This window comes from Streptomyces sp. NPDC007917, from assembly GCF_042959105.1.
In the GTDB taxonomy this organism is placed as follows: Bacteria; Actinomycetota; Actinomycetes; order Streptomycetales; family Streptomycetaceae; genus Streptomyces.
In genome coordinates, this window is record NZ_JBIBKK010000002.1 from 384,174 (window position 1) to 406,354 (window position 22,181).

Here is a 22,181-nt window from a genome sequence, read left to right on the forward strand (position 1 = left end):
CTCAGTGCTCCTGAGCGGACGCGCGGTTGACCGTGATCAGCTCGCGGAACCAGTGGTAACTGTCCTTGGGCGTCCGTTCCTGGGTCTCGTAGTCGACCCGTACGATCCCGAAGCGCTGACCGTAGCCCCGGGCCCATTCGAAGTTGTCCAGGAGCGACCAGCAGTAGTAGCCGCGGACGTCCACTTTCGCTTCGATGGCGGCGGACACGGCCGCCAGATGGTCGCGCAGATACGCCACCCGGTCGGGGTCCCGCACCGCTCCGTCCGGCGAGACGGTGTCGGCCTCGGCGGAACCGTTCTCCGTGATGTAGACGGGCGGCAGGTTCGGGTACCGCGCGGACAGGTCCACCAGCAACTCGGTGAAGGCCGCGGGGACGACGGGCCAGCCCATGGTGGTGTGCCGGGTGCCGTACGGGTCGCTCTCGGCGACCCGGATGTCCATGGCGGTCCGCCGGGACGCGTCGGCCTCCGCGTGCGGTGCGTCGGAGACGGTCATCGGGCGGTAGAAGTTCAGCCCCACGAAGTCCAGTGGGGCGCCGATGGTGTCCAGGTCGCCGTCGCGGCGGTACGAGCCGTCGGCGAGCTCGCCCCACGTCTCGGACTCATGGGTGGGATACCGGCCGTTGAACAGGGGCTCCGTCCACACCTCGTTGTGCAGCGTCTCGGCACGGCGCAGCGCGGCCAGGTCCGCCGGGGAGGAACTGGCGGCGTGAATGCGGTCGAGGTTCAGGGTGATGCCGACCTGCGAGGCGCCGGCCTCACGCAGGACCCGTACCGCGTGCCCATGAGCGAGCAGCAGGTTGTGCGCCGCGGCCAGGGCGCCCGTGCCCTCGCGGGCACCAGGAGCGTGGCGTCCTTCCCCGTAGCCCACGAAGGCGGAGCAGAAGGGCTCGTTGAGGGTGATCCACCGGCCGACCCGGTCGCCCAGTCGCTCCACCACCAGGCGGGTGTACTCGGCGAAGGCCTCGGCGGTCTCCCGGACCCGCCAGCCGCCCCGGTCCTCCAGCGCCTGCGGAAGGTCCCAGTGGTAGAGCGTGACGGCCGGGGAGACACCGGCTTCGAGCAGCGCGTCGGTGAGCCGGTCGTAGAAGTCCAGCCCCTTCGCGTTGGCCGGGCCGGTGCCCCGCGGCTGGATCCGCGGCCAGGCCACGGAGAAGCGGTAGGAGTCGACGCCGAGTCGGCGCAGCAGCTCGACGTCCTCCTGGTAGCGGTGGTAGTGGTCGCAGGCGACGTCACCGGTGGCGCCGCCCGCGGTACGGCCCGGCGTGTGGCTGAAGGTGTCCCAGATGGACGGTCCGCGGCCGTCCTCGTCGTGCGCGCCCTCGATCTGGTAGCTCGCGGTCGCGGTCCCGAAGACGAAGCCGGGCGGGAAGAGGGGAAATCGCGTGGTGTCAGGTGAGTGGGGTGAGGTGCTGCTCATGCTGTGGTGCGGACCTTCCGGGTCGATGAGCGTCATTTGACGGAGCCGCCGGTGATCCCCGCGGCGACGTACTTCTGGGCCAGTATCAGCAGGACCGCGGCCGGGACGGCGGAGACGACGGCCGTGGCCATGACCGCGCCCCAGTCGCTGACGTGGGCGCCGATGTACTCGTACATGCTGAGGGTGATCGGCTTGACGTCGTCCGTGGTGTTGAGCGTCAGCGCGAACATGAAGTCCGACCAGGCGAAGAGGAAGGTGAAGAGGCCGGCCGTGATGAGCGAGTTACGGCTGATCGGGAGCACGATGCGCACGAAGGCGGTGAATCGGTTGGCCCCGTCGACCATCGCCGCTTCCACGATCTCTTTGGGGATGGACACCATGAAGGCCCTCAGCAGCACGATGGAGAACGGCAGTCCGAGCGAGGCGTCGGCCAGGATCAGCCCGGGGAGCGAGTTGACCAGGTGCAGGTCGACATAGGCGCTGTAGAGCGCGTTGGCAATCACGATGCCGGGCACCATCTGGGTGATCAGGGTGCCGAGCACGATGGACCGACCGCCCCTCACACCGAGCTGGGCCAGGCCGTAGGCGGCGGGCGCCGCCATCGCGAGACAGACCACGACCGCGCCGAGCGCGACGACCAGGCTGGTCACGAGTGAGCCGCCCTGAGTGTCCAGCGCCCGGTCGAAGTTCGACCAGCCCGGCGAGGAGGGGAACCAGCTGGTCGAGGCCAGACTTTCGCCCGGCTGGAGGGCGATGTTGAGCATCCAGTACAGAGGGAAGAGCAGAATGGCCAGGACGACCAGCGCGATGACGGTGTTACTGCCCCGTCGAAGGTTGCGGGCGGACATGGCGATCACTTCCCCTGAGCGAAGTCGGACCGGTTGGCCCGGAGATAGAACACGGCGAACACCGCGCTGATGAGGATGAGGACGTTGCCGACCACCGCGCCCTGCCCGAAGTCGAGCTGCTGGAAGGACAGTTGGTAGGTGGCGGTGCCCAGAGTCTGTGTGGAGTCGGCCGGACCGCCGCCGGTCAGCGCGAGGATCAGGTCCAGGATCTTGATCGTCGACATGAAACCGAGGACCAGTACCACCGTGATCACCGGCCGCAACTGCGGCAGCGTGATGCTGCGGAACGTACGCCAGGGGCCGGCGCCGTCGAGCGAAGCGGCCTCGTACATCTCGCGCGGGATCTCCTGGAGCCCGCCGTAGAGGATCACCATGTTGAACGGGATGCCGACCCAGATGTTGACCAGGACCGCGGACAGCAGGGCGACGCTCGGACTGCTCAGCCAGGGCACCGGCTCCGAGGTGAGGTGCAGGTTCATCAGCAGGGTGTTGAGCACGCCGGTGTCCTGGTCGAGGAGTTTCCGCCAGACCACCGACGAGACGACCATCGGGACGAGCCACGGAAGCAGCAGCACCGCGCGGGCGAAGCCGGACAGCCTGAAGCGCCGGGAGAAGAACACGGCCAGCGCCAGGCCCAGGACGAACTGGCCGAACAGCGAGCCCAGCGTGAAGAGGGCCGTGTGCCACAGGGACGCGGTGAACAGCTCGTTGCCAAACACCGCGGTCCAGTTGTCGAGGCCGTTGAACGGTGCCTCGCCGGTGAAGAAGGTACGCGGTGTGTAGTGCTGGAAGCTCATGACGACGTTGCGTACGAGCGGATACCCGAAGAAGGCCAGCATGTAGAGGACGGCGGGCGCGACGAAGAGCCAGCGTGTCAGCGTGGCGCGGGACGCTCGCCGGCCCGGGACCCGGGGGCTCGCCGCCACGGACTTGGCGGGCACGGCAGTGGTCGTACTCATGTAGCTCCTCACTCTCCGCCGGCCGTGGCCTGCGACTGGGCACGCTTCAGCGCCGCTTCGGGCGAGGAGCTGCCGGTCAGAACAGACTGGAAGGCGCCCGCCAGGGCGCTGGAGACGGCCGGCCACCGGGCGCCGACTTTGGCGGTACGGGAACGGGCGGTGGCGACCGTGTCGACGAAGCCCGCGAGCTTCGGATTGTCGGCCTTGTACTCGGCGGCGGCGGAGGCCCTGGTGGGGATGTTGTTCACGCCCGCACCCCAGCCCACCTGGTTCCGGCGCTCGTTCAGGCAGTTGAGGATCTTGGCGGCGGTGGCCTGACGCCCGGTGTCGCCGGTCCGGGGCAGGGTCATCACGGTGCCCCCCATCGGAGCCACCGGAGCCTTGCCGGCCACGGGCACCGGGATGGTGCTGACCGCCCAGTGCAGGGACTTGTGCTGGCTGAGCACCGGAACCTGCCAAGGGCCGTTGACCATCATGGCCGTCCGGCCCGCGATGAACTGATCGTTGACGTCCTGCTGGTTCCAGGTGACCACGGCGCTTGACGCGGACCGGTCTTTGACCAGGTCCTTCCACAGCTGGACCGCTTTTTCGCCCTTGCCGTTGTCGATGTGGGCCTCGTCGCCGCCCGCGGACCAGAAGAAGGGAAGGAACTGGTACACCCCGTCGGCGTCGGGCGTCGCGCTGAACGCCATCCCGAACGTCTTGCCCCGGGTGAGCTTCTTGGCCGCTACCTTCAGCTCGTCCCACGTGGCAGGCGGTGTCACCCCCGCCTCCTTCAGCAGATCCGTGTTGTAGAACAGCGCCAGGGTGTTGACCGAGCGGGCGATGCCGTACGCGGTGCCCTTGAAGCTCCCCATGCTCACGGCCCCCGGCGAGAGCCCGTCCACCGTCACGCCCGCTTTCTTCAGCGGGACCAGGCCGCCGGTGTCGGCGAACTGCGGCAGCTCCGATCCGTCCAGCTCCAGGATGTCGGTCATCGAGTGCGACGACGCCATCCGCAGCGCCTTGGTCGCCACTTGGGCGGCGGGGACACTGGTCTGCTCGACTTTCACCCCGAGGGGTTTGGCACACCGGTCGAAGAACTTCTGCTGTTGGTCGTGCTCATGCGTGTCCGTGGCGGAGTTCAGCACCGTGATGGTGTTCGGGTCGGCCTCCCGCGCGCACCCGGTGAGGCCCGCCGAGGCCACGAGGAGGGTCAGGAGCAGGACCGGCGCCGGCGGTCGGCGGCGAAGAAATGGCATGTGGGTGTCTCTCAGTTCGGGCTGTGTGCGCCGGGTGGACACACGGTGACGATTCCTGCGATGTGACTAGTGGATGAGGACGAACATCGCAGCTCCCGACCGTTGTGCCATGCCACTTCACAGGTGCTGGAACCCGCATCGAATCGATTCGACGAAGTGGACTGCAGTGATGTTACGGGCATGTGTTCAATGACGACAAGAGCCTCAGGAAAAGAAACCCGCCCACTGCGGCGCCGGGCCGGTCCACGGCATCCGGCGAGGCGGGAGCGCGGGGAAGGGTCGCGGAGATCAGGCCCGCGGGGCGGTGAGCGGCGTGTCCCCCGGCAGCAGGGCCGGGGCGATCAGAAGATGGCCGACGGCGTCGGCGAGCAGCCGGGGACCGGCCTCCGCATCCTCTGCGACGGTCTCGTGCAGCGCCGTGGCCGCGGCCACGGCGAGCCGGGTCACCTCACCGGCCAGCCTCTCCACCGGCAGTTCGACACGAGGCAGCCGACGGCCGGCCGGGTCTCCCGGGAGGGCGCCGATCACCACGACGGTGAGATCCTCGGGTGTACGGAGCCCGGCGTCGGCCACGGACGTCAGGATGTGGTGATGCGCGGAGGGATGCTGCACGATCAGCGCGGTCGGCCGTCCGCCCGCTCCGCCGTCCGCGCGCTCCGCGAGCAGCACCCGGAGCCGGCGGGCCAGTCCGACCGGATCGTTCACCGCATGGGCCACCGTGACGGCGGCGCCGGTGCTCCGGGCGCCACGAGCCGCACCGGCGATCCCCCGGAGCGCGTAACTGCGCCTGGCCACCACTTCCGCTTCGGTGGGTGCGAGGTACACCATCTCGCGGTGTCCCGCGGCGGCCAGCTCACGCACCACCAGGGCGGCGGCCTCCTCCCAGTCCAGGTCGGTCCACGGCAAGGCGTCCTCGTCGGCCGGCCGCCCGATGAGCGCCGCGGGGAAGGCCAGCTCCCGCACCACATCGATCCGGGCGTCCTCCATGTCGACGGCCATCAGCACCGCCGCGTCGGCGAGTCCGCTCAGCGCCACGCGGCGCAGCCCCTCGGCCTTGTCCTGGGAGGTGGTGAGCAGCAGGTCGTAGCCGAGTCTCACGGCGGCGTCGCTGACCTCTATCGCGAAAGGGCCGTCCACGGCGTTTCGCCGGCCGGCCGGGCGGGGCAGAGCGAGCGCGATCACATGGGTGCGGCTGCTGCGCAGGGTCCGGGCGCTGGCCCGGGGGTGATACCCGAGCGCGTCCACGGCCTCCTGCACACGTCGCCGCGTCTCCTCGGAAATGGGCCGGGAGCCGTTGAACACATAGGAGACGGTGCTCGGCGCCACCCCGGCGTGCTGGGCGACATCCCTGATGGTAGGCAACCTCGACCCCTCGGTGGTGCGGGCACGACGATGAACAGCCCGAGAGCGAACCCCATCATATAGGGGACGTCTCACCAGCGAATCCGGCCGTGGCGGGGGCCGGCGCTCGGCGAAGGAGTCCGTCAGCGCGGCCGCCACTCGGTGGCCGGACTCGGTCTCCCCGCCGGTCATGTCGCCGGAGTTGAGCCGCGTTGTCCCTCAAGGTCGGTGAGGAGGTCGTCGAGGGCCGTGTTGAGGGCCTCGGAGTTGGCAGGGGTGAACCATGTGGTGCGGATGCGTTCGTTGTTTCCGTTCGGGGTCTCGTGGTCGGCCGCGAGCTGGTGCAGGGAGCGGGTCCCGTCGCTCAGGGCGCGGCCGACCCCCTGGAAGAGGCCGCGGACGTAGCGGTCCGCGTCGTCGGTTGCGATGCCGTGGCCGATGGCCCACGACGTGAGCGTGGCGAGGTACGAGTAGTGGGTGGTCAGCGTTCCCGTCAGCGCGGAGAAGACGTTGAAGGCCGCCTCGTCCTCGACCGGGAGCACCCCGCCCAGGTGCTCGAAGAGAGAATCCGCCACCGGGTGCGACGGGTACGTGACCGTGACGGAGCGGCGTTCGCGTACGGCGGGCAGGGGGATGGCGCGTACCAGCGGGGCGTCGGTGGCCAGTGTCCGGCGCAGGTCGTCGTTGCTTACACCGGCCATCACATTGACCACCAGCCTGCCGCCGTCCACCCTCAGGCCGGCGAGTGCTTCGTGCCGGTCCTGGCGGCGCACGGCGATGAACACCACCTCGGAACGGTCCACCACCGCCTGGTTGTCGGCGCACACCCGCACGCCCTCGTAGCGTTCGGACAGCTCCGCGACCGTGTCCGCTCCCCGAGGGGAGAGGAACACCTCCGGCGACTCGTCGCCCCCGTCGCACAGGCCCGTCACGATGGCCCTGCCGATCTCGCCCACTCCGATGATGCCGATGCGCTTCACTGCGGTTACCTCCATAGTGCGGGCTGGTTCCGTGGTCCCGAGGAGCTTCCGGACCCGGCCGACGCTAGCCGAACGCCCGATCGACGCGATTGAGAGTTTTCGCGCCGGAACGCAATAATCTTGCGTGCCCGAAACGCCGCCACCCCGCCTGGACGAGATCGACGCGCAACTCCTGGACCTCCTCCAGCACGACGCCGCACGCACGCTGCACGACCTCGGCGAACGGGTCGGGCTCTCACCGAGCGCCGTCCAGCGGCGGATCGCCCGCTACCGCAAGGACGGCCTCATCACCAGGCAAGTCGCCGTCCTCGACCCGCACCGCTTCGGCCCCGCGGTCCTGGCGACGGTCCTGGTGACCCTCGACCAGGAATCGTTCGAACACCACCGCGCCTTCGCCGAGCGGATGCGCTCCGACCCGCAGGTCCAGCAGTGTTACCAGGTCGCGGGGGTGTGGGACTACGTGGTCGTGCTGGCGGCGCGGAGCTTGCGCGAGTGCAGCCACCTCGGAAACCGCCTGTTCAAGGCGGACGACAACATCAGGCGTTACGAGACCCTGCTCGTGTTCGACACCATCAAGACCGGCCTGGCCCTCCCGCTTCCCGCGCCACCGCCTTGAGGGGCCAAGGAGCACGGCGGGTTCGGCGACCCGCGCGGGCCATGGCGCGGTGCGCCCCGCCGGTGGCCTATTCCTGGTGGCCGGCCGTCGCGAGGGCGCCCTCGATCAGGTCGCGCAGCTGGGAGCGGGCGGTGATGCCCAGCTTGGGGAAGCTGCGGTAGAGGTGTGAGCTGACCGTGCGCGGTGAGAGGAAGAGCTTCTCGCCGATCTCGCGGTTGGTCAGCCCGCGGGCGGCGAGCCTGATGATCTGCTGCTGTTGTGGGGAGAGTGCGGCGAGCGCGTCGGGGGCCGTGTCCGTGATGTTGAGGCCGGCGGCGCGCGCTTCGGACCGGGCGCGCTCGATCCAGGGGTGCGCGCCCAGGTGGCGGAAGGTCTCCAGGGCCTCGGTGAGCGGCCCACGCGCCTCCGCGATGCGCCGCCGGCGCCGCAGCCACTCGGCGAGGTCCAGCAGGGTCTGGGCGCGTTCGAAGGGCCAGTGCGCGAGGACCGGGTCGGCCAGGGCCGCCCGGAAGTGCGATTCGGCGGTGTCGGCCCGGTCGGGCCGCGCCAGCAGGCCACGGGCCCGGCTGATCAGCGCGCGCAGGCGGGGTGAGGCGTTGTCCGCGAGCGTGCGTGCGCAGCGCTCGACGATGGCGGCGGCCTCCTCGCGCCGGCCACCGCGCACGGCGGCGGCGGCCAGGTCCGCGACGGCCGGGTAGGAGGCGTGGTAGTGCACAGGCGCGCCGTCTGCCGTGAAGACCATGCGGAGCTGGTCGTACGCGGTCTCGTACGCGCCTTCCGCGGCGGCGGCGGCGCCGAGCGCACGGCGGGCGTAGACGGAGACCGAGCGGCTTTCGAGCGGGTCGATCAGGGCGAGCGCGTCGTCGGCCCGGGCGCGGGCACCAGTCGCGTCGCCCTGCCAGGCCAGCACGGTGGCATCGACGGTGGCCGCGCAGGCCACGGCGTGGTCGAGGCCGGCCGCCCGGCCGATCGCGGTGGCGCGGGCGCAGGCCTCACGGGCCTGGTCCCATCTCCCTCGTTCCACATAGGCCCAGGCGACCGCGCCGCTCAGCCCCTCCGGCAGCGGTCCCCTCAGCTCCCAGCGGTCGAAGGCCTCGTCGAAGAGACGGACGGCCCGCGGGGTCTCGTCCAGGAGCCACGCCATGATCCCGACGGTGGTGAGCTGTTCCGGCCGGGCTTTCGCCTCGGCGGCACACCGCGGGAGCAGGCGGACGAACCCGGCCCGGTCGCCGAAGGGGTCCGACACGGCCCGCACCCAGGTGCGCGGGCCCGCGGATGAGGCGTCCTCGGGAAGGCGCCGCAGGAGGTCCTGGATGCGGTGGTGCTGGGTGTCCTCTCCGGAGTAGAAGCGGACCACGGCGGCGCCGGCCAGGAGGTCCAGCGCGGCGGCGGGCTGGGAGGCCGCCAGCTCCTCGGCGGCGTCGGCCAGCCGGGAGAAGACCGTGGTGTGGCGCACGGTCAGGAGCGCCAGCCGTCCGGCCTGCACGGCGGCGGACGCCAGCAGCGACGGGTCATCCGTGCGCGCGCGTACCGCCGCGGCCAGTTCCTCGACCCAGGCGAGGTCTCCGGTGAACACGGCCACTGCGGCGGCTTCGACCAGCAGCCGGGCGCTGTCCTCGCGCTGCGGCGCGAGCTCCGCGGCGCGCTGGAGGGCCTTGGCCGCCGCCGCATGGCCGCCGCGGCGGCGGGCCCGGTCGGCGGTCCGCTCCAGCTCCGCCGATACGGCCGCGTCGGGGCGCGGGCAGGCGGCGGCCCGGTGCCAGGCACGCCGATCCGGCTCGTCCGCCAGCAGCTCGGCGAGCGCGAGGTGGGCCTCGCGCCGGGCGTCGAAGGACGCGGCGTGGTACACGGCGGACCGGACCAGCGGATGACGGAACCGGACGTCCCGGCCGGTCCGCCGGACCAGCCCGGCCTGCTCGGCGGGCGGCCAGACGCCGTCCTCGGCGTGCGGGAGCCCGGCCGGGACGGCGAGCGCGGCGTCGACGGTGTCCATGGCGGCCAGGAGCAGCAGGGCCCGCGTCGTGGCGGCGGGGAGGCCGTCCAGGCGGGTGGCGAAGACCCGCTCCAGGTGATCGGTGAGCGGGAGCGGACCTGCGGACGGCAGCCCCGTAGCCGTGTCGTGGGCAGTTGCTGCCCTCGTCAGTTCCACCAGTGCCAGGGGGTTGCCGCCTGCCTGGTCGAGGATCCGGGTCCTGGTGTGGCCGGTGGGGCTCGCCGGCTGCAGGTCGAGGAGCTGATCGGCGGCGGCCTTGTCGAGCGGTCCCAGGGTGAGCGTCGGCACGTGACGGTCGAATCCCGGGAGGTGATCGCCACCACTGGCTGCGATCAGCATCGTGACCGGTTCCCCCTCCAGCCGTCTGGCCGCGAAGGACAGGGCGTCCAGGGAAGCGCGATCGAACCACTGCGCGTCATCGAGCACCACGAGCACGGGACGCTGGTCGCCGAGGGCTGACAGCAGGCTCAGGACGGCGACCCCGATCAGCATGAGATCGGGTGGGCTCGAATGCCGGGGCGTGGCCGGCCCCATGCCGAAGGCGTGCTTGATCGCAGCGCGCTGCCGCTCCGGCAAGCCGTCCACCTCGGCCGACACCGGCCGCAGCAACTGATGCAGGGCGGAGAACGCCAGGCTCGACTCCGACTCGCTCCCCTCGGCACGCAGTACGCGAGCGCCACTGGCTTCGGCCCGACGCGCCACACGGTCGAGCAGCGCGCTCTTCCCCGTGCCCGGGTCACCGACCAGCATCGTGACCGGGTCGGCCGACGCCGAGTCCACCGTACGAAGGAGACGTGCCAGCTCCGCGTCCCGGCCGACGATCGGCTCCCCCGGACCCGGCTCCGGTTCCGTCACCGCACCGAGGTCGCCTGTGTGCTCGTCCACGGAGTCTCCAGAGAATGTGGCTCCTCGATCGGAGCCGCCTTGCCTTGGCCCCTCCAGGCTATAGAGCTGCCGCGCCCGGTATCCGGGCCGTGCGCACAGGTGCCGTCACCTGACGGATGCCGCGTGCCGAGGCCGCTTCGCAAGGAGCGCCCGTACATCCCCGTACGTCCTGGCTCTTGACGGGAGGCGGGGGTCACGCCAGAGTGCGTTCATACGCATTACTAATGCGCATTAACAGACCGGCGAGCGAGGGGACGCCAGGGGTGGATCAGCCGAGGAAGCGGGCGAAACCGGGACGGAACCCGGCACCCGCGAGCCGTACGTCACGGCCGCGCCAGGCCGAGGTGGCCGGGCTCGCCGGAGTGTCGCAGGCGACGGTGTCATTGGTCCTGTCGGCGCGCGGCGACGGCAGAGCGGCGGCGATCTCCGAGGAGACACGGCAGCGCGTCCTCGACGCGGCCCGCAGTCTCGGCTATGTGCCGGACCCGGCGGCCCGGCGGCTGGCGGCGGCCCGCAACAACCTGCTCGGCGTCTTCAGCTTCACCGCCACTTTCCCGACGGACGTACAGCACTCGTACTACCCGTTCCTGGTGGGTGTGGAGCAGGAGGCGGCCGCCCAGGGCTACGACCTGGTGCTGTTCACGGGGTCGAGCACCGGTGGCGCGGGCGCCGCCGGGCCGGACGCCCTGAGCCGGGTGCGGCTGGCCGACGGATGCCTCTTCCTCGGCCGGCACGTACCGCGCGCCGAGCTGAAACGGCTGGTGGCCGACGGGTTTCCGGTGGTGCATCTGGGCCGCCGCGAGGAAGTGGAGGGGCTGGCCTGGGTCGGCGCCGACTATGTCAGCGCCAGCCGTGAAGTCGTCCTCCACCTGGCCGAGTCGGGGCACCGGCGGATCGTGCTCGTACGGGAGGACGACGACGCGCCCCCGTCCACGGACCGTCAGCAGGGCTTCCTGGACGGCCTGGCGGCGGCGGGCGTCGCGGGCGGGCCCGGTGCGGTGCTGCGCTGCGCCGATCCGGCGGGTGAGCTGACGGCACAGCGGGTGCGGGACCTGGTCGCGGACGGGGTGACCGCGTTCGTGGCCGAGGAGACGGACACGGGGGCGGCGTGGCGGGCGCTGCTCGCCGCCGTCGGGGAGGCCGGGCTCACCTGCCCGGGCGACGTCTCGCTGGGGCTGCTCGGGAGCCCGCCCGCCGACCTGGCCGCCCGGCCCGTGCCGATGGGGTTCGACATCCCCCGGCACCGGCTCGGTGCCGCGGCCGTCCGGCTGCTCGCCGCGCTCGTGGCGGGCGAGGAGGCGAGGGAGCCATTGGTGGCTTGCGAGTTCCGCGCCGGTGAGACGGCGGGCCCGCCCGGCTCGCCTCGGTAGCGACCGACTCCAGGGCAGTGCATGCGAAGTTCAGGCGCGATCGCGAGGAGCACGGTGACACCTCAGCCAGAGATTCTGATCGTCGGCGGCGGCCTCGGCGGGGTCGCCGCGGCACTCGCCGCCTGCCGAGCGGGCCGACGCGTCGTGATGACCGAGGAGACCGACTGGGTCGGTGGGCAGCTGACGGCGCAGGCCGTGCCGCCGGACGAGCACCCGTGGGTGGAGCGGTTCGGCACGACGGCGACGTACCGGGCCCTGCGCGAAGGCATCCGGGCCTACTACCGGCAGTGGTATCCGCTGCGGGGCGAAGCGCTCGGGCTCACCGAGCTCAACCCGGGCGCGGGGTGCGTCAGCAAACTGTGCCATGAGCCGCGGGTCGCGCTCGCCGTCCTGGAGGCGATGCTCGCGCCGCACCGGGCGTCCGGGCTGCTGACCGTCCTGACCGAGCACCGGGCCGTCTCCGCCGAGCACGACAACGATGCCATCACGGCCGTCACGGTGCGGGACCTGCGCAGCGGCACCCTGCGCACCTTCGCCGCACCGTACGTCATCGACGCCACCGAGACCGGTGAGCTGCTGGAGTTGGCCGGTGTGGAGCACGCGAGCGGAGCCGAGGCGCATGCCGAGTTCGACGAGCCGCACGCCCCCAGCCAGGCGCAGCCCGGCAACCAGCAAGGCATCACGGTGTGCTTCGCGCTCTCACACCACGAGGGCGAGGACCACACGATCGACCGGCCCGACGACTACGACTTCTGGCGCGCGTACCGCCCCGACTTCTGGCCGGGGCCGCTGCTCGGGTTCGAGGCTCCCGACCCGCGGACCCTGGAGCCTGTCCCCCGCTCGTTCGTGCCCAACCCCGAGCTGGACCCGCTGGCCGTCAGCGCGGACCAGAGCGCGGACGCCGGGGACAAGGAGCTGTGGGGTTTCCGCCGCATCCTGGCGCGCAAGCTGCACCGGCCAGGAGCCTTCGACTCGGACATCACGCTGGTCAACTGGCCGCTGAACGACTACTGGTTGAAGCCCTGCATCGGCCAGGAGGCCGAGGCGCTGCGCGAGGCGAGGCAGTTGTCGCTGTCCGTCCTGTACTGGCTGCAGACCGAGGCGCCGCGGGCGGACGGCGGCACCGGGTTCCCCGGGCTGCGCATCCGCCCCGATGTGACGGGCACGGCCGATGGACTCGCCAAGGCGGCCTACGTGCGCGAGTCGCGGCGCATCAAGGCGGTGACCACCGTCGTCGAGCAGGACGTCGCCATCGACGTCGTGGGACCGTACGGCACCAAGCACTACCGGGACTCGGTCGGCGTCGGGGGCTACCGCATCGATCTGCACCCCTCGACCGGCGGCGACACCTACATCGACATCGGATCGGTGCCGTTCGAGATTCCTCTGGGCGCCATGGTGCCGCGCCGGGTGCGGAACCTGCTGCCCGCCGGCAAGAACATCGGCACGACGCACATCACCAACGGCTGCTACCGCCTGCACCCCGTGGAGTGGAACGTCGGCGAGGTCGCGGGCGCGCTTGCCGCGCACTGCCTGGCCGAGGACGTGGAGCCGCACCAGGTGCAGGCACAGGACAAGCGGTTCGAGGAGTTCGGGCGGGTGCTGGACCGGGCGGGCGTGCAAAGGCGCTGGCCCGATGTCCGCGGCTACTGACCGGCCGGCTACTGACCGGCCCCCTTCAGCACCCTACGTACGTCAACGCACAAGGAGGTGCCTGACATGCCCCCTGACCGTCGCGTCCGCGTCGGTATCGACGTAGGCGGCACGTTCACGGACGCCGTGGCCGTCGACGCCGCGACACTCGAACTGGTGGGCCAGGTGAAAGTGCCCACCAGCCACCACCATGAGGAGGGTGTCGCACACGGCATCGTCCAGGCGCTCGACCGTCTCCTCGAACAGATCGGGCGCGCCCCGGCCGAGGTCACGTTCCTGGCGCACGGCACGACCCAGGCCACCAACGCGCTCCTGGAGGGCGATGTGGCGAAGGTCGGCCTCATCGGGATCGGCACGGGGGCGGGTGCCGTGCTCACCCGGCGCCTCGCCGGGTTCGAGAAGCTCGAACTCGCCCCGGGCAAGCGGCTTCCGCTGGTGTACGCGCATGTGGCGGACCCGTTCGACAGCGATGCGGTACGGGCCGCGGTGTCCCGCGCCCAGGAGGAGGGCGCTCAGGTCCTCGTCGCCACCGAGCCGTTCGCGGTGGACCGGCCCGAAGGGGAGCGGGCCGTGCTCGACGCGGCGCGGCCCACGGGGCTGCCGGTCGCGGCGGCACACGAGATCACATCGCTGTACGGGCTGCACAAGCGGACCCGTACCGCCGTGGTGAACGCGGCGATCCTGCCGCGCATGCTGGCCACGGCCGATCTCGTCGACTCCTCCATCACGAAGGCCGGGGTCACGGCCCCCCTGATGGTGATGCGGTGCGACGGCGGTGTCATGTCGCTGGACGAGATGCGGCGCCGCCCGCTGCTGACGGTCCTGTCGGGGCCGGCGGCCGGGGTGGCGGGCGCGCTGATGCAGGAGCGGATCAGCGAGGGGGTGTTCCTGGAGACGGGTGGCACGTCGACGGACATCAGTGTGGTGCGTCGCGGCAAGGTGGCGGTGCGGCACGCGACGATCCTCGGTAAGTCGTCCTGTCTCAACGCCCTGGATGTGCGCACCGTCGGTGTCGGTGGCGGCTCCATGGTGCGTGTCTCCGGTGGGAAGGTCAGGGGCGTCGGTCCGCGCAGCGCGCACATCGCCGGGCTCCGCTACGCCTGTTTCGCCTCGCTCGACGAGCTGCGGGACGCGAAGGTCGCCACCGTGCGGCCAATGGACGGCGACCCCGACGACTACCTGGTCCTGGACGCGGCGGGCGGCCGGTTCGCCGTGACGATGACGTGCGCGGCGAACGCGCTCGGCCTGGTCCCCGAGGGCGACTTCGCGCGCTGCGACCAGGAGGTGGCGCGGGCGGCGCTCGCCGCGCCGGCCACCGTGCTCGGCACGGACGTGGCGGGCGCCGCGCGGGCCGTGCTGGACGCGGGGACCGCATCGGTGCGAAGGGTCGTGGACGCGATGATCCGCGACTACCGGCTCAGCCGGGAGACCGCCGTCCTGGTGGGCGGGGGCGGCGGAGCGGCGGCTGTGACCCCGCACCTGGCCCGGGCCGCCGGTCTGGAAGGACGCATCGCCCGGCACAACGAGGTCATCAGCCCGATCGGGGTGGCGCTCGCGCTGGTCCGGGAACAGGTCGAGCGGATCATCCCCGGCGCCACCCACGAGCAGATCCTCGCCGTGCGCGCCGAGGCCGAGCGCGCGGTCGTCGCGCAGGGCGCCGCGGCCGACGGCGTCGAGGTCGAGGTGACGGTCGACCCGCAGACCAGCACCGTACGGGCCGTCGCCACCGGCGCGACCGAACTGCGCACGCAGGACCGAGCACACCGCGCCGATGACGCCGAGCGGCTGCGTGCGGCCGCTGCCAGCCTCAAGGCCCCGCAGACGCGGGTGGACATCCTGGCCGGCACGGACGCGTACACGGTGTACGGCACGGAGGTGCGGCGCCGGCTGCGCGCGATGCGGCGGCCGGTGCGGGTCGTGGACGCGGACGGGGTGGTGCGGCTCGGGGTGTCCGACGCGCGGGTGACGACGACGACCGTGGGCGCGGCCGGCGAGACGCTGGCCTCGCTGGTGTGGGACGCCACCTCGTACGGCGACGGCGGGGTGCGGGCGCCCGCGGTGCGCCTGCTGGTGGGCGGCCGGATCGCGGATCTGTCCGGTGTGCTCGAACCCGGGGCCCTGCTCGCGCTGGCCCGCAGCGAGCTGCGTGCGCGCGCGGCCGACGAGCCGGTGATCGCGGTCGTGGAGTCCCGGGCATGAGCGGCGACGACAGTGGCCTCGACCACGATCTGGATCTCGCCGTGCGACTGCTCGCGGGGACGCCCACGCACGAGGGTCGCGACCCCCTGGTCCTGCGCCGGTGGGCCGAGGCGGCCGAGGAGTTCGGGCGCCGTATGACCCCCGATCCGGCGCCGGTCGAGGTGGTCGAGCGGGACGGCGGGCTCGCCGCCGGGCTGCTGGCCCGGTACCGGTCGCGGCCGCCGGTGGTCGAGGTGTACGTCGACACGGTCGACCGTGCCGAACGGCTCGTCGTCCAGCGCGGCTGGCGGCACTGGTTCCCCGCGGGGTCGGTGCTGGCCGCGGCCCTCGCCCACGAGCAGGCGCACGCCTGGCTCCACCACGCGCCCGTCCGGGCCGAGTTCAAGCGGGCGCTCGGCCACACGGCACTGCGGCTCGGGCGGCGCCGCCTGTACGCGCACGTCGCGGGCGCCGACGAACTCGCAGCGCACGCCTACGCCCGCGCCGCCTGCGGCCTGGGCCGCAGCCCCCTGCTGCTCACTGAGGCGCTGGCCGCCGCATGTTCCGAAATCCAGAGGTGTCCGAAAGCGAGAAGTGATCGATGGGTGTCGTGATTCTGCTCCTGATGGCGGCGGGCGTCGCCGCCATGCTCACCCGCAGGCTGCCCACCGCGTTCGCGTTGGTGCTGCTCGCCGTGGCGATCGCGTTCGCCGCGGGCGCGCCGCTGACCGGAAAGAACAGCGTGTTCGACACGGTGCTCCAGGAGGGCGCGCCCGCGCTGGCGGCCACGATGATCGCGATCCTGCTCGGTTCGTGGCTCGGCAAGCTCCTGGAAGAGACCGGCATCGCGGGCACCCTGGTCCGCAAGATCGTCGAATTCGGGGGCGACCGGCCGGTGTTCGTGGCGCTCGGCGTCCTCGCGGTGTCGGCCCTCGTGGGCACGGTGACGGGGTCCGCGCCCGCGGCGATGCTCGCCGGGCTCATCGGGATCCCGGCCATGATCGCGGTGGGCATCCCGAAGGTGACGGCCGCCGGCACGATCCTCATGGGCATCGCGGTGGGCATCCCGTTCGAGCTGCCGGTGTGGCAGTTCTTCTCCACGGCGCTGGAACTGCCCGTGGACACCGTACGCGGCTTCATGCTGAAGCTGTTCCCCTTCGCGCTGGTGGCGGCGGTCGCATACGTTCTGGTGGAGTCGCGGCGGCGTGGCGTGGAGCACACGTGGTCGCTCGCGTCGGTGCGGGGCGAGTCGAAACCGCGCAGCCGCCGGCAGCAGCTCGGGGACGCCCCGTGGTACGCGCTCCTCACGCCGGTGGTGCCGCTCGTCCTGGCCCTCGGCTTCGAGCTGGCCATCATCCCCTCGCTGCTGGCGGGGGTGTTGTACGCGCTGGTGACGACCACGCCGCCGCGCGAGATGAACCGCCGCCTGCTGCGCACTCTGTACGGCGGCTTCGAGGTGGCGGCTCCGCCGATCACCTTGTTCGTGGCGATCGGCATCCTGCTCGCCGCGGTGAAGCTGCCCGGCGCGGTCGACGCGCTGGAGCCGCTGGTCAAGGCGGTCAGCCCGCAGAACGCGGTGCTGTTCGTGCTGGTCTTCACACTCCTGGTGCCGCTGTGCCTGTACCGAGGTCCGCTGAATGTCTTCGGCCTCGGCGCCGGCATCGCGAGCGTCCTCATCGCCACCGGTATCTACCCGGCCACCGCCGTCCTCGGCATGGCCACCTCGTACAACCAGGTCTTCGGCGTCGCCGACCCGACCAGCACCCAGACGGTGTGGAGCGCCCAGTACGCGGGCGTCTCACCGCAACAGGTGATGGTGCGGACGCTGCCGTACGTGTGGGCTGTGGCGCTCGGGGGCCTGTGCGTCACCGCCGCGACCCACCTGTGACGTCCTCTCGACACCCACCAACCTCAGGAGCCGACCATGCAAGAACCGCAGTCCGGCCTGGACCGCCGTATGTTCCTGCGCGCGACCGCCGTCACCGGCGCCGCGCTCACCCTCGGCAGCCTGTCGACGCACACCGCGTCGGCCGCGCCCGGAGGCTTCCCCGACTACACGTACGTACGGACACTGCTGACTCCGTCGCAGCTGAAGTACAACCCGACGGGCGAGATCATCTTCCCGACCGTGCGCGGTGTCTACGACAAGTTGGCGTCACCGCTCGGCCGTTACTACCTCTACTACGCACCCCACGACGCGCCGGGCGGTATCTGCCTCGCCTACGGCAACTCGCTGGAGGGCCCGTTCACGGAGTACCCGGCGAACCCCATCGTGTCGAACACGTGGGACCCGCACTACTCGGTCAGTCATGTCTCCTCGCCGCATGTGCTGTGGAACGCGGACCTCAAGGAGTTCTGGCTGTACTTCCACGGCGAGAACACCACGACCCGGCTCGCCCGTTCCAAGGACGGCGTCCACTTCACGTACGACAAGGTCGTCCTGTCCACGTCGATGATGCCGTCGGGCACCACCGAGACCTCGTACGCCAGGGTCTTCCGGCACGACCTGCCGTCGCGCGGAGCCCGATACGTGATGCTGTTCATGCTCAACAACACCACCAACCACCGTGACATCTGCTGGGGTTGGTCCGCCGACGGCCGGACCTGGACCTTCGACCAGACCCCGCTGGTGCGCCACTCGGACGTGGGCGCGGTGAACGTCGGCGGCCCCCACCTGCTCACGCGCAACGGTTCCGCGTACGTGGTCTACAACAAGGACAAGGAGAGCGGCGGCGACCTCATGATCACCGAGGTGGGTGCGGACTTCTCGCTCCGTCGCCATCTCGGCGTCTTCTACAACTCTCACTCCGGGGCACCCGAGAACGGCAGAGCGGCGGCGCCGTCGTTCGGCACCGACGGCGGAGTGCCGTACATGATCTACGAGGCGGGGGAACGGCTCAAGGGCTCGATCGCGGTGGCACGGGGGTAGCCCGGGCCCGCCTCAGGGCTGTGCGCTGTCCCGCCAGGTTCGCCGGACAGCGCACAGCCTCGACGGCGATCGGTGTCGGTCGCGTATCGGGGGCTGTCGGTTCGGCGTCGGCTGCTTGTCGGTGGGGTTTGGCACCTTTCGGGAAAACCCGCCGGGTACCCACTCGGCCGATCCATGCGTTCGGGAAAGGCGATCTTCGTGCATGACGTAGTGATCGTGGGCGCGGGCCCAGTTGGACTGTTCCTGGCCTGCGAGCTCGGCCTCGCGGACTGCTCCGTCCTGGTACTTGAACAGGAGCCGGGGCTCCACTCCCCCTGGAGGGCGCTCCCGCTCGGGCTGCGGGGCCTGTCCGCCGCGTCGGTCGAGACGTTCTACCGCCGCGGGATGCTGCGGCAGTTGCTGACGGCGTCGGGCGTCAACGACTACCCCGACGCGCCGGACGAGCCGACGCCCCCTCGCCAGGTGGGCCACTTCGCCGGCATGGTGCTCGATCCGGCCGACGTCGACGTCACCGCCCTGCCGTACCGGCTTCCCAGCCCGGCGATGGAAGGCATGATGACAAACCTCGACGCGGTTGAGACGGTGCTGTCCGAGCGGGCAGCCAAGCTGGGCGTGGAGATCAGGCGCGGCGTCAGGGTCTCAGCCGTCACAGAGAACGAGGAGAACGTGGTCGCACACGCCGGCGAGCACGAGTACGCGGCGCGCTGGCTCGTCGGCTGCGATGGCGGACGCAGCACAGTGCGCAGGCTCGCGGGCTTCGACTTCGTCGGCACCGAGCCGCAGTTCACCGGCTACACCATGCACGCCACCGTCGCCGATCCCGAAAAGCTGCGCCCCGGGTTCCATCTGACGCCTACGGGCATGTACCTGCAAACGCCCGTGCCAGGACACATCGGCGTGATGGAGTTCGACGCAGGCGCGTTCGACCGCTCCCAGCAGCCGACTCGCGAACACCTCCAGGCGGTTCTGCGCCGAGTGTCCGGCACTGATGTGACGCTGAGCGATGTCCACCTCGCCTCGAGCTATACCGATCGGGCGAAGCAAACGACGACGTACCGCCAGGGACGCGTCCTGCTCGCGGGCGACGCCGCCCACATCCACTCTCCCCTGGGAGGGCAGGGACTCAACCTCGGCATCGGCGACGCCCTGAACCTGGGGTGGAAGCTCGCTGCGACCGTGCGCGGGAACGCGCCGGAGGGGCTTCTCGACACCTATACCCGCGAGCGCCATCCGATCGGCGCTGGGGTGCTCGACTGGTCGCGCGCCCAGGTGGCGGCCATGAAGCCGGACCAGCACGGCCAGGCGGTCCAGGCACTGATCCGCGACCTGATCGGGACCCGTGACGGAACGACCTACGTGTTCGCGAAGATGTCCGGATCGTCGGTCCGCTACGACCTTGGCAGCGAGCAGCCGCTCGTCGGCCGCAACGCCCCGGAACTCCGTCTCGAGGACGGCACCCGCCTCGGCGACCTGATGCAGGAAGGACGAGGCGTCGCCCTCGACTTCACCACCGACCGTCGTCTGCGCGATTCAGCGAAGGGCTGGGACAAGCGGGTCCGGTACGCAGCCGGGGTGGCGCGCAACGACCTCGGCTTGGGTGCCGTGCTCGTCCGACCCGACGGCGTCGTCGCCTGGGCAGGCGACAGCGGCTTTGACCGCGAAGCGTTCGAGCGGGCCGCCGGCCGCTGGTTCGGCAGTCCGGCACTCTGAGCAGCTGCCCTGTCCCCCTCCGCCGGGGCGGACATCGAGCACGTCGCTCTCTCGCTGAGTTCACCGCCGGCTCCCGGCCTGAGACTGAGCGCACCCCGACCCCCTCGCGTCAAGGCGAAGAGGTCACAGCTGTTCGTCGGGGAGGTCAGGCGCGGCGCTGACGACGGCGTGCACCACCCCGGCGACGAGCTGCCGGTTGAGGGGGGCGGCGGCGAAGCGGCGGTGCATGGGCCAGCCCTCGATCAGGGCGTCGAGGGCTCGGGCCACTCCGGGAGTGAAGTGCAGGGCGAGGCTCTCCCGGCTGCGGGCGAGCCAGGAGCAGGTGGTGGCGGCTACCGCGGTGTTGTGGTTGGCGTACGCATACATCTCGAAGATGAGCGTCATGTCGCGGTCAGTGGCGTAGGCCGGCCCGCAGATCAGCTCGACCACGGCCGCCTCGGCCTCGGCGGTCGTCTCCGCGCTGCGCAGGGTGCGGCGGTAGAGCTGGGACATCGTGTCGGCGAGGCGGGCGAACGCCAGCGCCAGCAGATCGTCCATGCCGTCGAAGTAGTACGTCAGGGAGCCCAGGGGGACACCGGCCCGTGAAGCGATCTTGCGATGGGTCGTCCTGTGCACACCGCCCTCGGCGATGACGTCGAGGGCGGCATCGAGAATCCGCTCCCGGCGTCCGGGGTCGTTCGGGATCTCACGCCGTGTGCCGCTCACGTCCCCAATGTGTCACAAGGCGCCTTCCCCTAAGTGTGTACGATCGTACAGACTTCTGTGTTCGGCATCTCCTGGAGGCACGCCCTGTGACTGTCAGCCTCGGCCGGCGTCGGGCCGCCACGTTCGCCCTGTTCTTCCTGCCCGGTCTGGCCATGGCCTCCTGGGTGACGCGCACCCCCGACGTGCGCGACCTGCTCGGGGCCTCCACCGGACGCATGGGCCTGGTCCTGTTCGGGCTCTCGGTCGGGTCCATGGCGGGCATCCTGTGCTCGGGGCCGCTCGTGGCCCGTTGGGGCGCCCGGCCCCTCATCGCGGCCGGGACGCTCGCGACCGCGGCGGGGTCCGGCATCATCGGCCTGGGGGCCGCGGCGGGCACGGATGCGGTCGTGGCCCTCGGGCTCGGGCTCATCGGCCTCGGGATGGGCGGTGGCGAGGTGGCCCTCAACATCGAAGGGGCGGAGGTGGAACGCCTGCTCGGCCGTTCCACCCTCCCCGCGATGCACGGCTTCTACAGTCTCGGTACGGTGGTCGGCGCGGTCGGCGGCATGACGTTGACCGCCGTCTCGTTCCCCGTCCTGTGGCATCTCGCCGTCGTCACCGCCGTGGTAGTGGCGGTACTGGTACCCATGATCCGATACGTTCCTGCCGGGGTGGGCCGGCGAACCGGCAGCGGCACGCACGCACAGGCCTCCGCGCGCCCCGCGGTGTGGAGGGAACCGAGACTGCTGCTCATCGGCGCCATCATCCTCGCCCTCGCCATGGCCGAGGGAACGGCGAACGACTGGCTGCCCCTGGTCATGGTCGACGGCCATGACTTCGACCCCGCGCTCGGATCGGCCGTGTACGCCATCTTCGCGGCCTCGATGACCGTCGGCCGCTTCGCGGGCGGCCGGTTCGTCGACCGCTACGGCCGCGCGGCCGCCCTGCGCGCCAGCGCGGTCATCGGCGCCGTCGGCATCGCACTCGTGATCCTGGTCGACAACCAGGCCGTCGCGGCGACAGCCGCCGTCCTGTGGGGCATCGGCGCGTCCCTGGGCTTCCCCGTCGCGCTCTCCGCGGCCGGCGACTCCGGCGACAACTCCGCAGCAAGGGTCTCCCTCGCCGCCACCCTCGGCTACGTCGCCTTCCTCGTGGGACCGCCGTCACTCGGCCAACTCGGCGAGCACTTCGGACTCCGCAACGCGCTGTTCCTGGTCCTGATACTCGTCGTGGCCGCATCCTTCGCCACGCCTGCCGCCCGTACGGCCCACGCTGCGGGCACCCCGGCAAGAGCGTCGGGGGTCGCACCGCGCCACGAGGCGGACTGCGCTGGCGGGAGCGCGCCTTGCTGTCGTCGGTCCGGCGGGCGGTGAG

The 22,181-nt window shown here is 71.4% G+C and carries 17 protein-coding genes; 9 read left to right on the forward strand and 8 right to left on the reverse strand.

The window, feature by feature from the left end:
• Position 1 precedes the first annotated feature (1 nt).
• The 6 genes from ACFZDL_RS04765 to ACFZDL_RS04790 all read right to left on the reverse strand — a co-directional run bounded on the left by ACFZDL_RS04765 (position 2) and on the right by ACFZDL_RS04790 (position 6,789).
• On the reverse strand, positions 2 to 1,420 hold the full coding sequence (locus tag ACFZDL_RS04765) for a GH1 family beta-glucosidase (RefSeq protein WP_353591936.1): 1,419 nt from the start codon (positions 1,418 to 1,420) through the stop codon (positions 2 to 4).
• A 32-nt stretch (positions 1,421 to 1,452) separates the two neighbouring features.
• Positions 1,453 to 2,268 carry a carbohydrate ABC transporter permease gene (locus ACFZDL_RS04770; protein WP_353591937.1) on the reverse strand — a complete coding sequence of 272 codons (816 nt, stop codon included), beginning with the start codon at positions 2,266 to 2,268 and terminating at the stop codon, positions 1,453 to 1,455.
• A gap of 5 nt (positions 2,269 to 2,273) precedes the next feature.
• Positions 2,274 to 3,227 (reverse strand): sugar ABC transporter permease, encoded by a 954-nt coding sequence (locus ACFZDL_RS04775; RefSeq protein ID WP_353591938.1) that lies wholly within the window; start codon positions 3,225 to 3,227, stop codon positions 2,274 to 2,276.
• A gap of 8 nt (positions 3,228 to 3,235) precedes the next feature.
• On the reverse strand, positions 3,236 to 4,468 hold the full coding sequence (locus ACFZDL_RS04780) for a sugar ABC transporter substrate-binding protein (protein WP_353591939.1): 1,233 nt from the start codon (positions 4,466 to 4,468) through the stop codon (positions 3,236 to 3,238).
• A 288-nt stretch (positions 4,469 to 4,756) separates the two neighbouring features.
• The gene (locus ACFZDL_RS04785; protein WP_353591940.1) at positions 4,757 to 5,830 is read right to left on the reverse strand and encodes a LacI family DNA-binding transcriptional regulator; all 1,074 of its coding nucleotides are present in this window, start codon (positions 5,828 to 5,830) and stop codon (positions 4,757 to 4,759) included.
• Positions 5,831 to 5,997: 167 nt separating this feature from the next.
• Positions 5,998 to 6,789, reverse strand: a complete 792-nt coding sequence (locus tag ACFZDL_RS04790; protein WP_353591941.1) for an NAD(P)-binding domain-containing protein — start codon at positions 6,787 to 6,789, stop codon at positions 5,998 to 6,000.
• Positions 6,790 to 6,913: 124 nt separating this feature from the next.
• On the opposite strand from ACFZDL_RS04790, the gene ACFZDL_RS04795 reads away from it, so the two are divergent.
• The gene (locus ACFZDL_RS04795; protein ID WP_353591942.1) at positions 6,914 to 7,405 is read left to right on the forward strand and encodes an Lrp/AsnC family transcriptional regulator; all 492 of its coding nucleotides are present in this window, start codon (positions 6,914 to 6,916) and stop codon (positions 7,403 to 7,405) included.
• A 67-nt stretch (positions 7,406 to 7,472) separates the two neighbouring features.
• Here the strand turns inward: ACFZDL_RS04795 and ACFZDL_RS04800 are convergent, their stop codons facing one another.
• A complete protein-coding gene (locus ACFZDL_RS04800) occupies positions 7,473 to 10,283 on the reverse strand; it encodes a LuxR family transcriptional regulator (RefSeq protein WP_353591943.1) in 2,811 nt (936 codons plus the stop codon).
• A gap of 263 nt (positions 10,284 to 10,546) precedes the next feature.
• Between ACFZDL_RS04800 and ACFZDL_RS04805 the strand changes: the two genes are divergently transcribed.
• From ACFZDL_RS04805 to ACFZDL_RS04835, 7 genes are all read left to right on the forward strand, one after another.
• Positions 10,547 to 11,653 carry a LacI family DNA-binding transcriptional regulator gene (locus ACFZDL_RS04805; RefSeq protein WP_353591944.1) on the forward strand — a complete coding sequence of 369 codons (1,107 nt, stop codon included), beginning with the start codon at positions 10,547 to 10,549 and terminating at the stop codon, positions 11,651 to 11,653.
• A gap of 54 nt (positions 11,654 to 11,707) precedes the next feature.
• Complete coding sequence (locus ACFZDL_RS04810; RefSeq protein ID WP_353591945.1) at positions 11,708 to 13,306, forward strand: FAD-dependent oxidoreductase; 1,599 nt, start codon at positions 11,708 to 11,710, stop codon at positions 13,304 to 13,306.
• Between the two features lie 66 nt (positions 13,307 to 13,372).
• Positions 13,373 to 15,505 (forward strand): hydantoinase/oxoprolinase family protein, encoded by a 2,133-nt coding sequence (locus ACFZDL_RS04815; protein ID WP_353591946.1) that lies wholly within the window; start codon positions 13,373 to 13,375, stop codon positions 15,503 to 15,505.
• A complete protein-coding gene (locus tag ACFZDL_RS04820) occupies positions 15,502 to 16,098 on the forward strand; it encodes a hypothetical protein (protein ID WP_353591947.1) in 597 nt (198 codons plus the stop codon). Before ACFZDL_RS04815 ends, ACFZDL_RS04820 begins: the two co-directional genes overlap by 4 nt.
• On the forward strand, positions 16,086 to 17,372 hold the full coding sequence (locus ACFZDL_RS04825) for a transporter (RefSeq protein WP_353591948.1): 1,287 nt from the start codon (positions 16,086 to 16,088) through the stop codon (positions 17,370 to 17,372). Before ACFZDL_RS04820 ends, ACFZDL_RS04825 begins: the two co-directional genes overlap by 13 nt.
• 36 nt (positions 17,373 to 17,408) lie before the next feature.
• Positions 17,409 to 18,413, forward strand: coding sequence for a twin-arginine translocation signal domain-containing protein (locus ACFZDL_RS04830; protein ID WP_353591949.1), 1,005 nt, complete (start codon positions 17,409 to 17,411; stop codon positions 18,411 to 18,413).
• Positions 18,414 to 18,611: 198 nt separating this feature from the next.
• Positions 18,612 to 20,123 carry an FAD-dependent monooxygenase gene (locus tag ACFZDL_RS04835; protein WP_353592144.1) on the forward strand — a complete coding sequence of 504 codons (1,512 nt, stop codon included), beginning with the start codon at positions 18,612 to 18,614 and terminating at the stop codon, positions 20,121 to 20,123.
• 123 nt (positions 20,124 to 20,246) lie between these two features.
• Here the strand turns inward: ACFZDL_RS04835 and ACFZDL_RS04840 are convergent, their stop codons facing one another.
• Positions 20,247 to 20,828 carry a TetR family transcriptional regulator gene (locus ACFZDL_RS04840; protein ID WP_353591950.1) on the reverse strand — a complete coding sequence of 194 codons (582 nt, stop codon included), beginning with the start codon at positions 20,826 to 20,828 and terminating at the stop codon, positions 20,247 to 20,249.
• An 86-nt stretch (positions 20,829 to 20,914) separates the two neighbouring features.
• Here ACFZDL_RS04840 and ACFZDL_RS04845 point away from each other — a divergent pair, with 86 nt between their 5' ends.
• On the forward strand, positions 20,915 to 22,180 hold the full coding sequence (locus ACFZDL_RS04845; RefSeq protein ID WP_353591951.1) for an MFS transporter: 1,266 nt from the start codon (positions 20,915 to 20,917) through the stop codon (positions 22,178 to 22,180).
• Position 22,181: the final 1 nt, after the last annotated feature.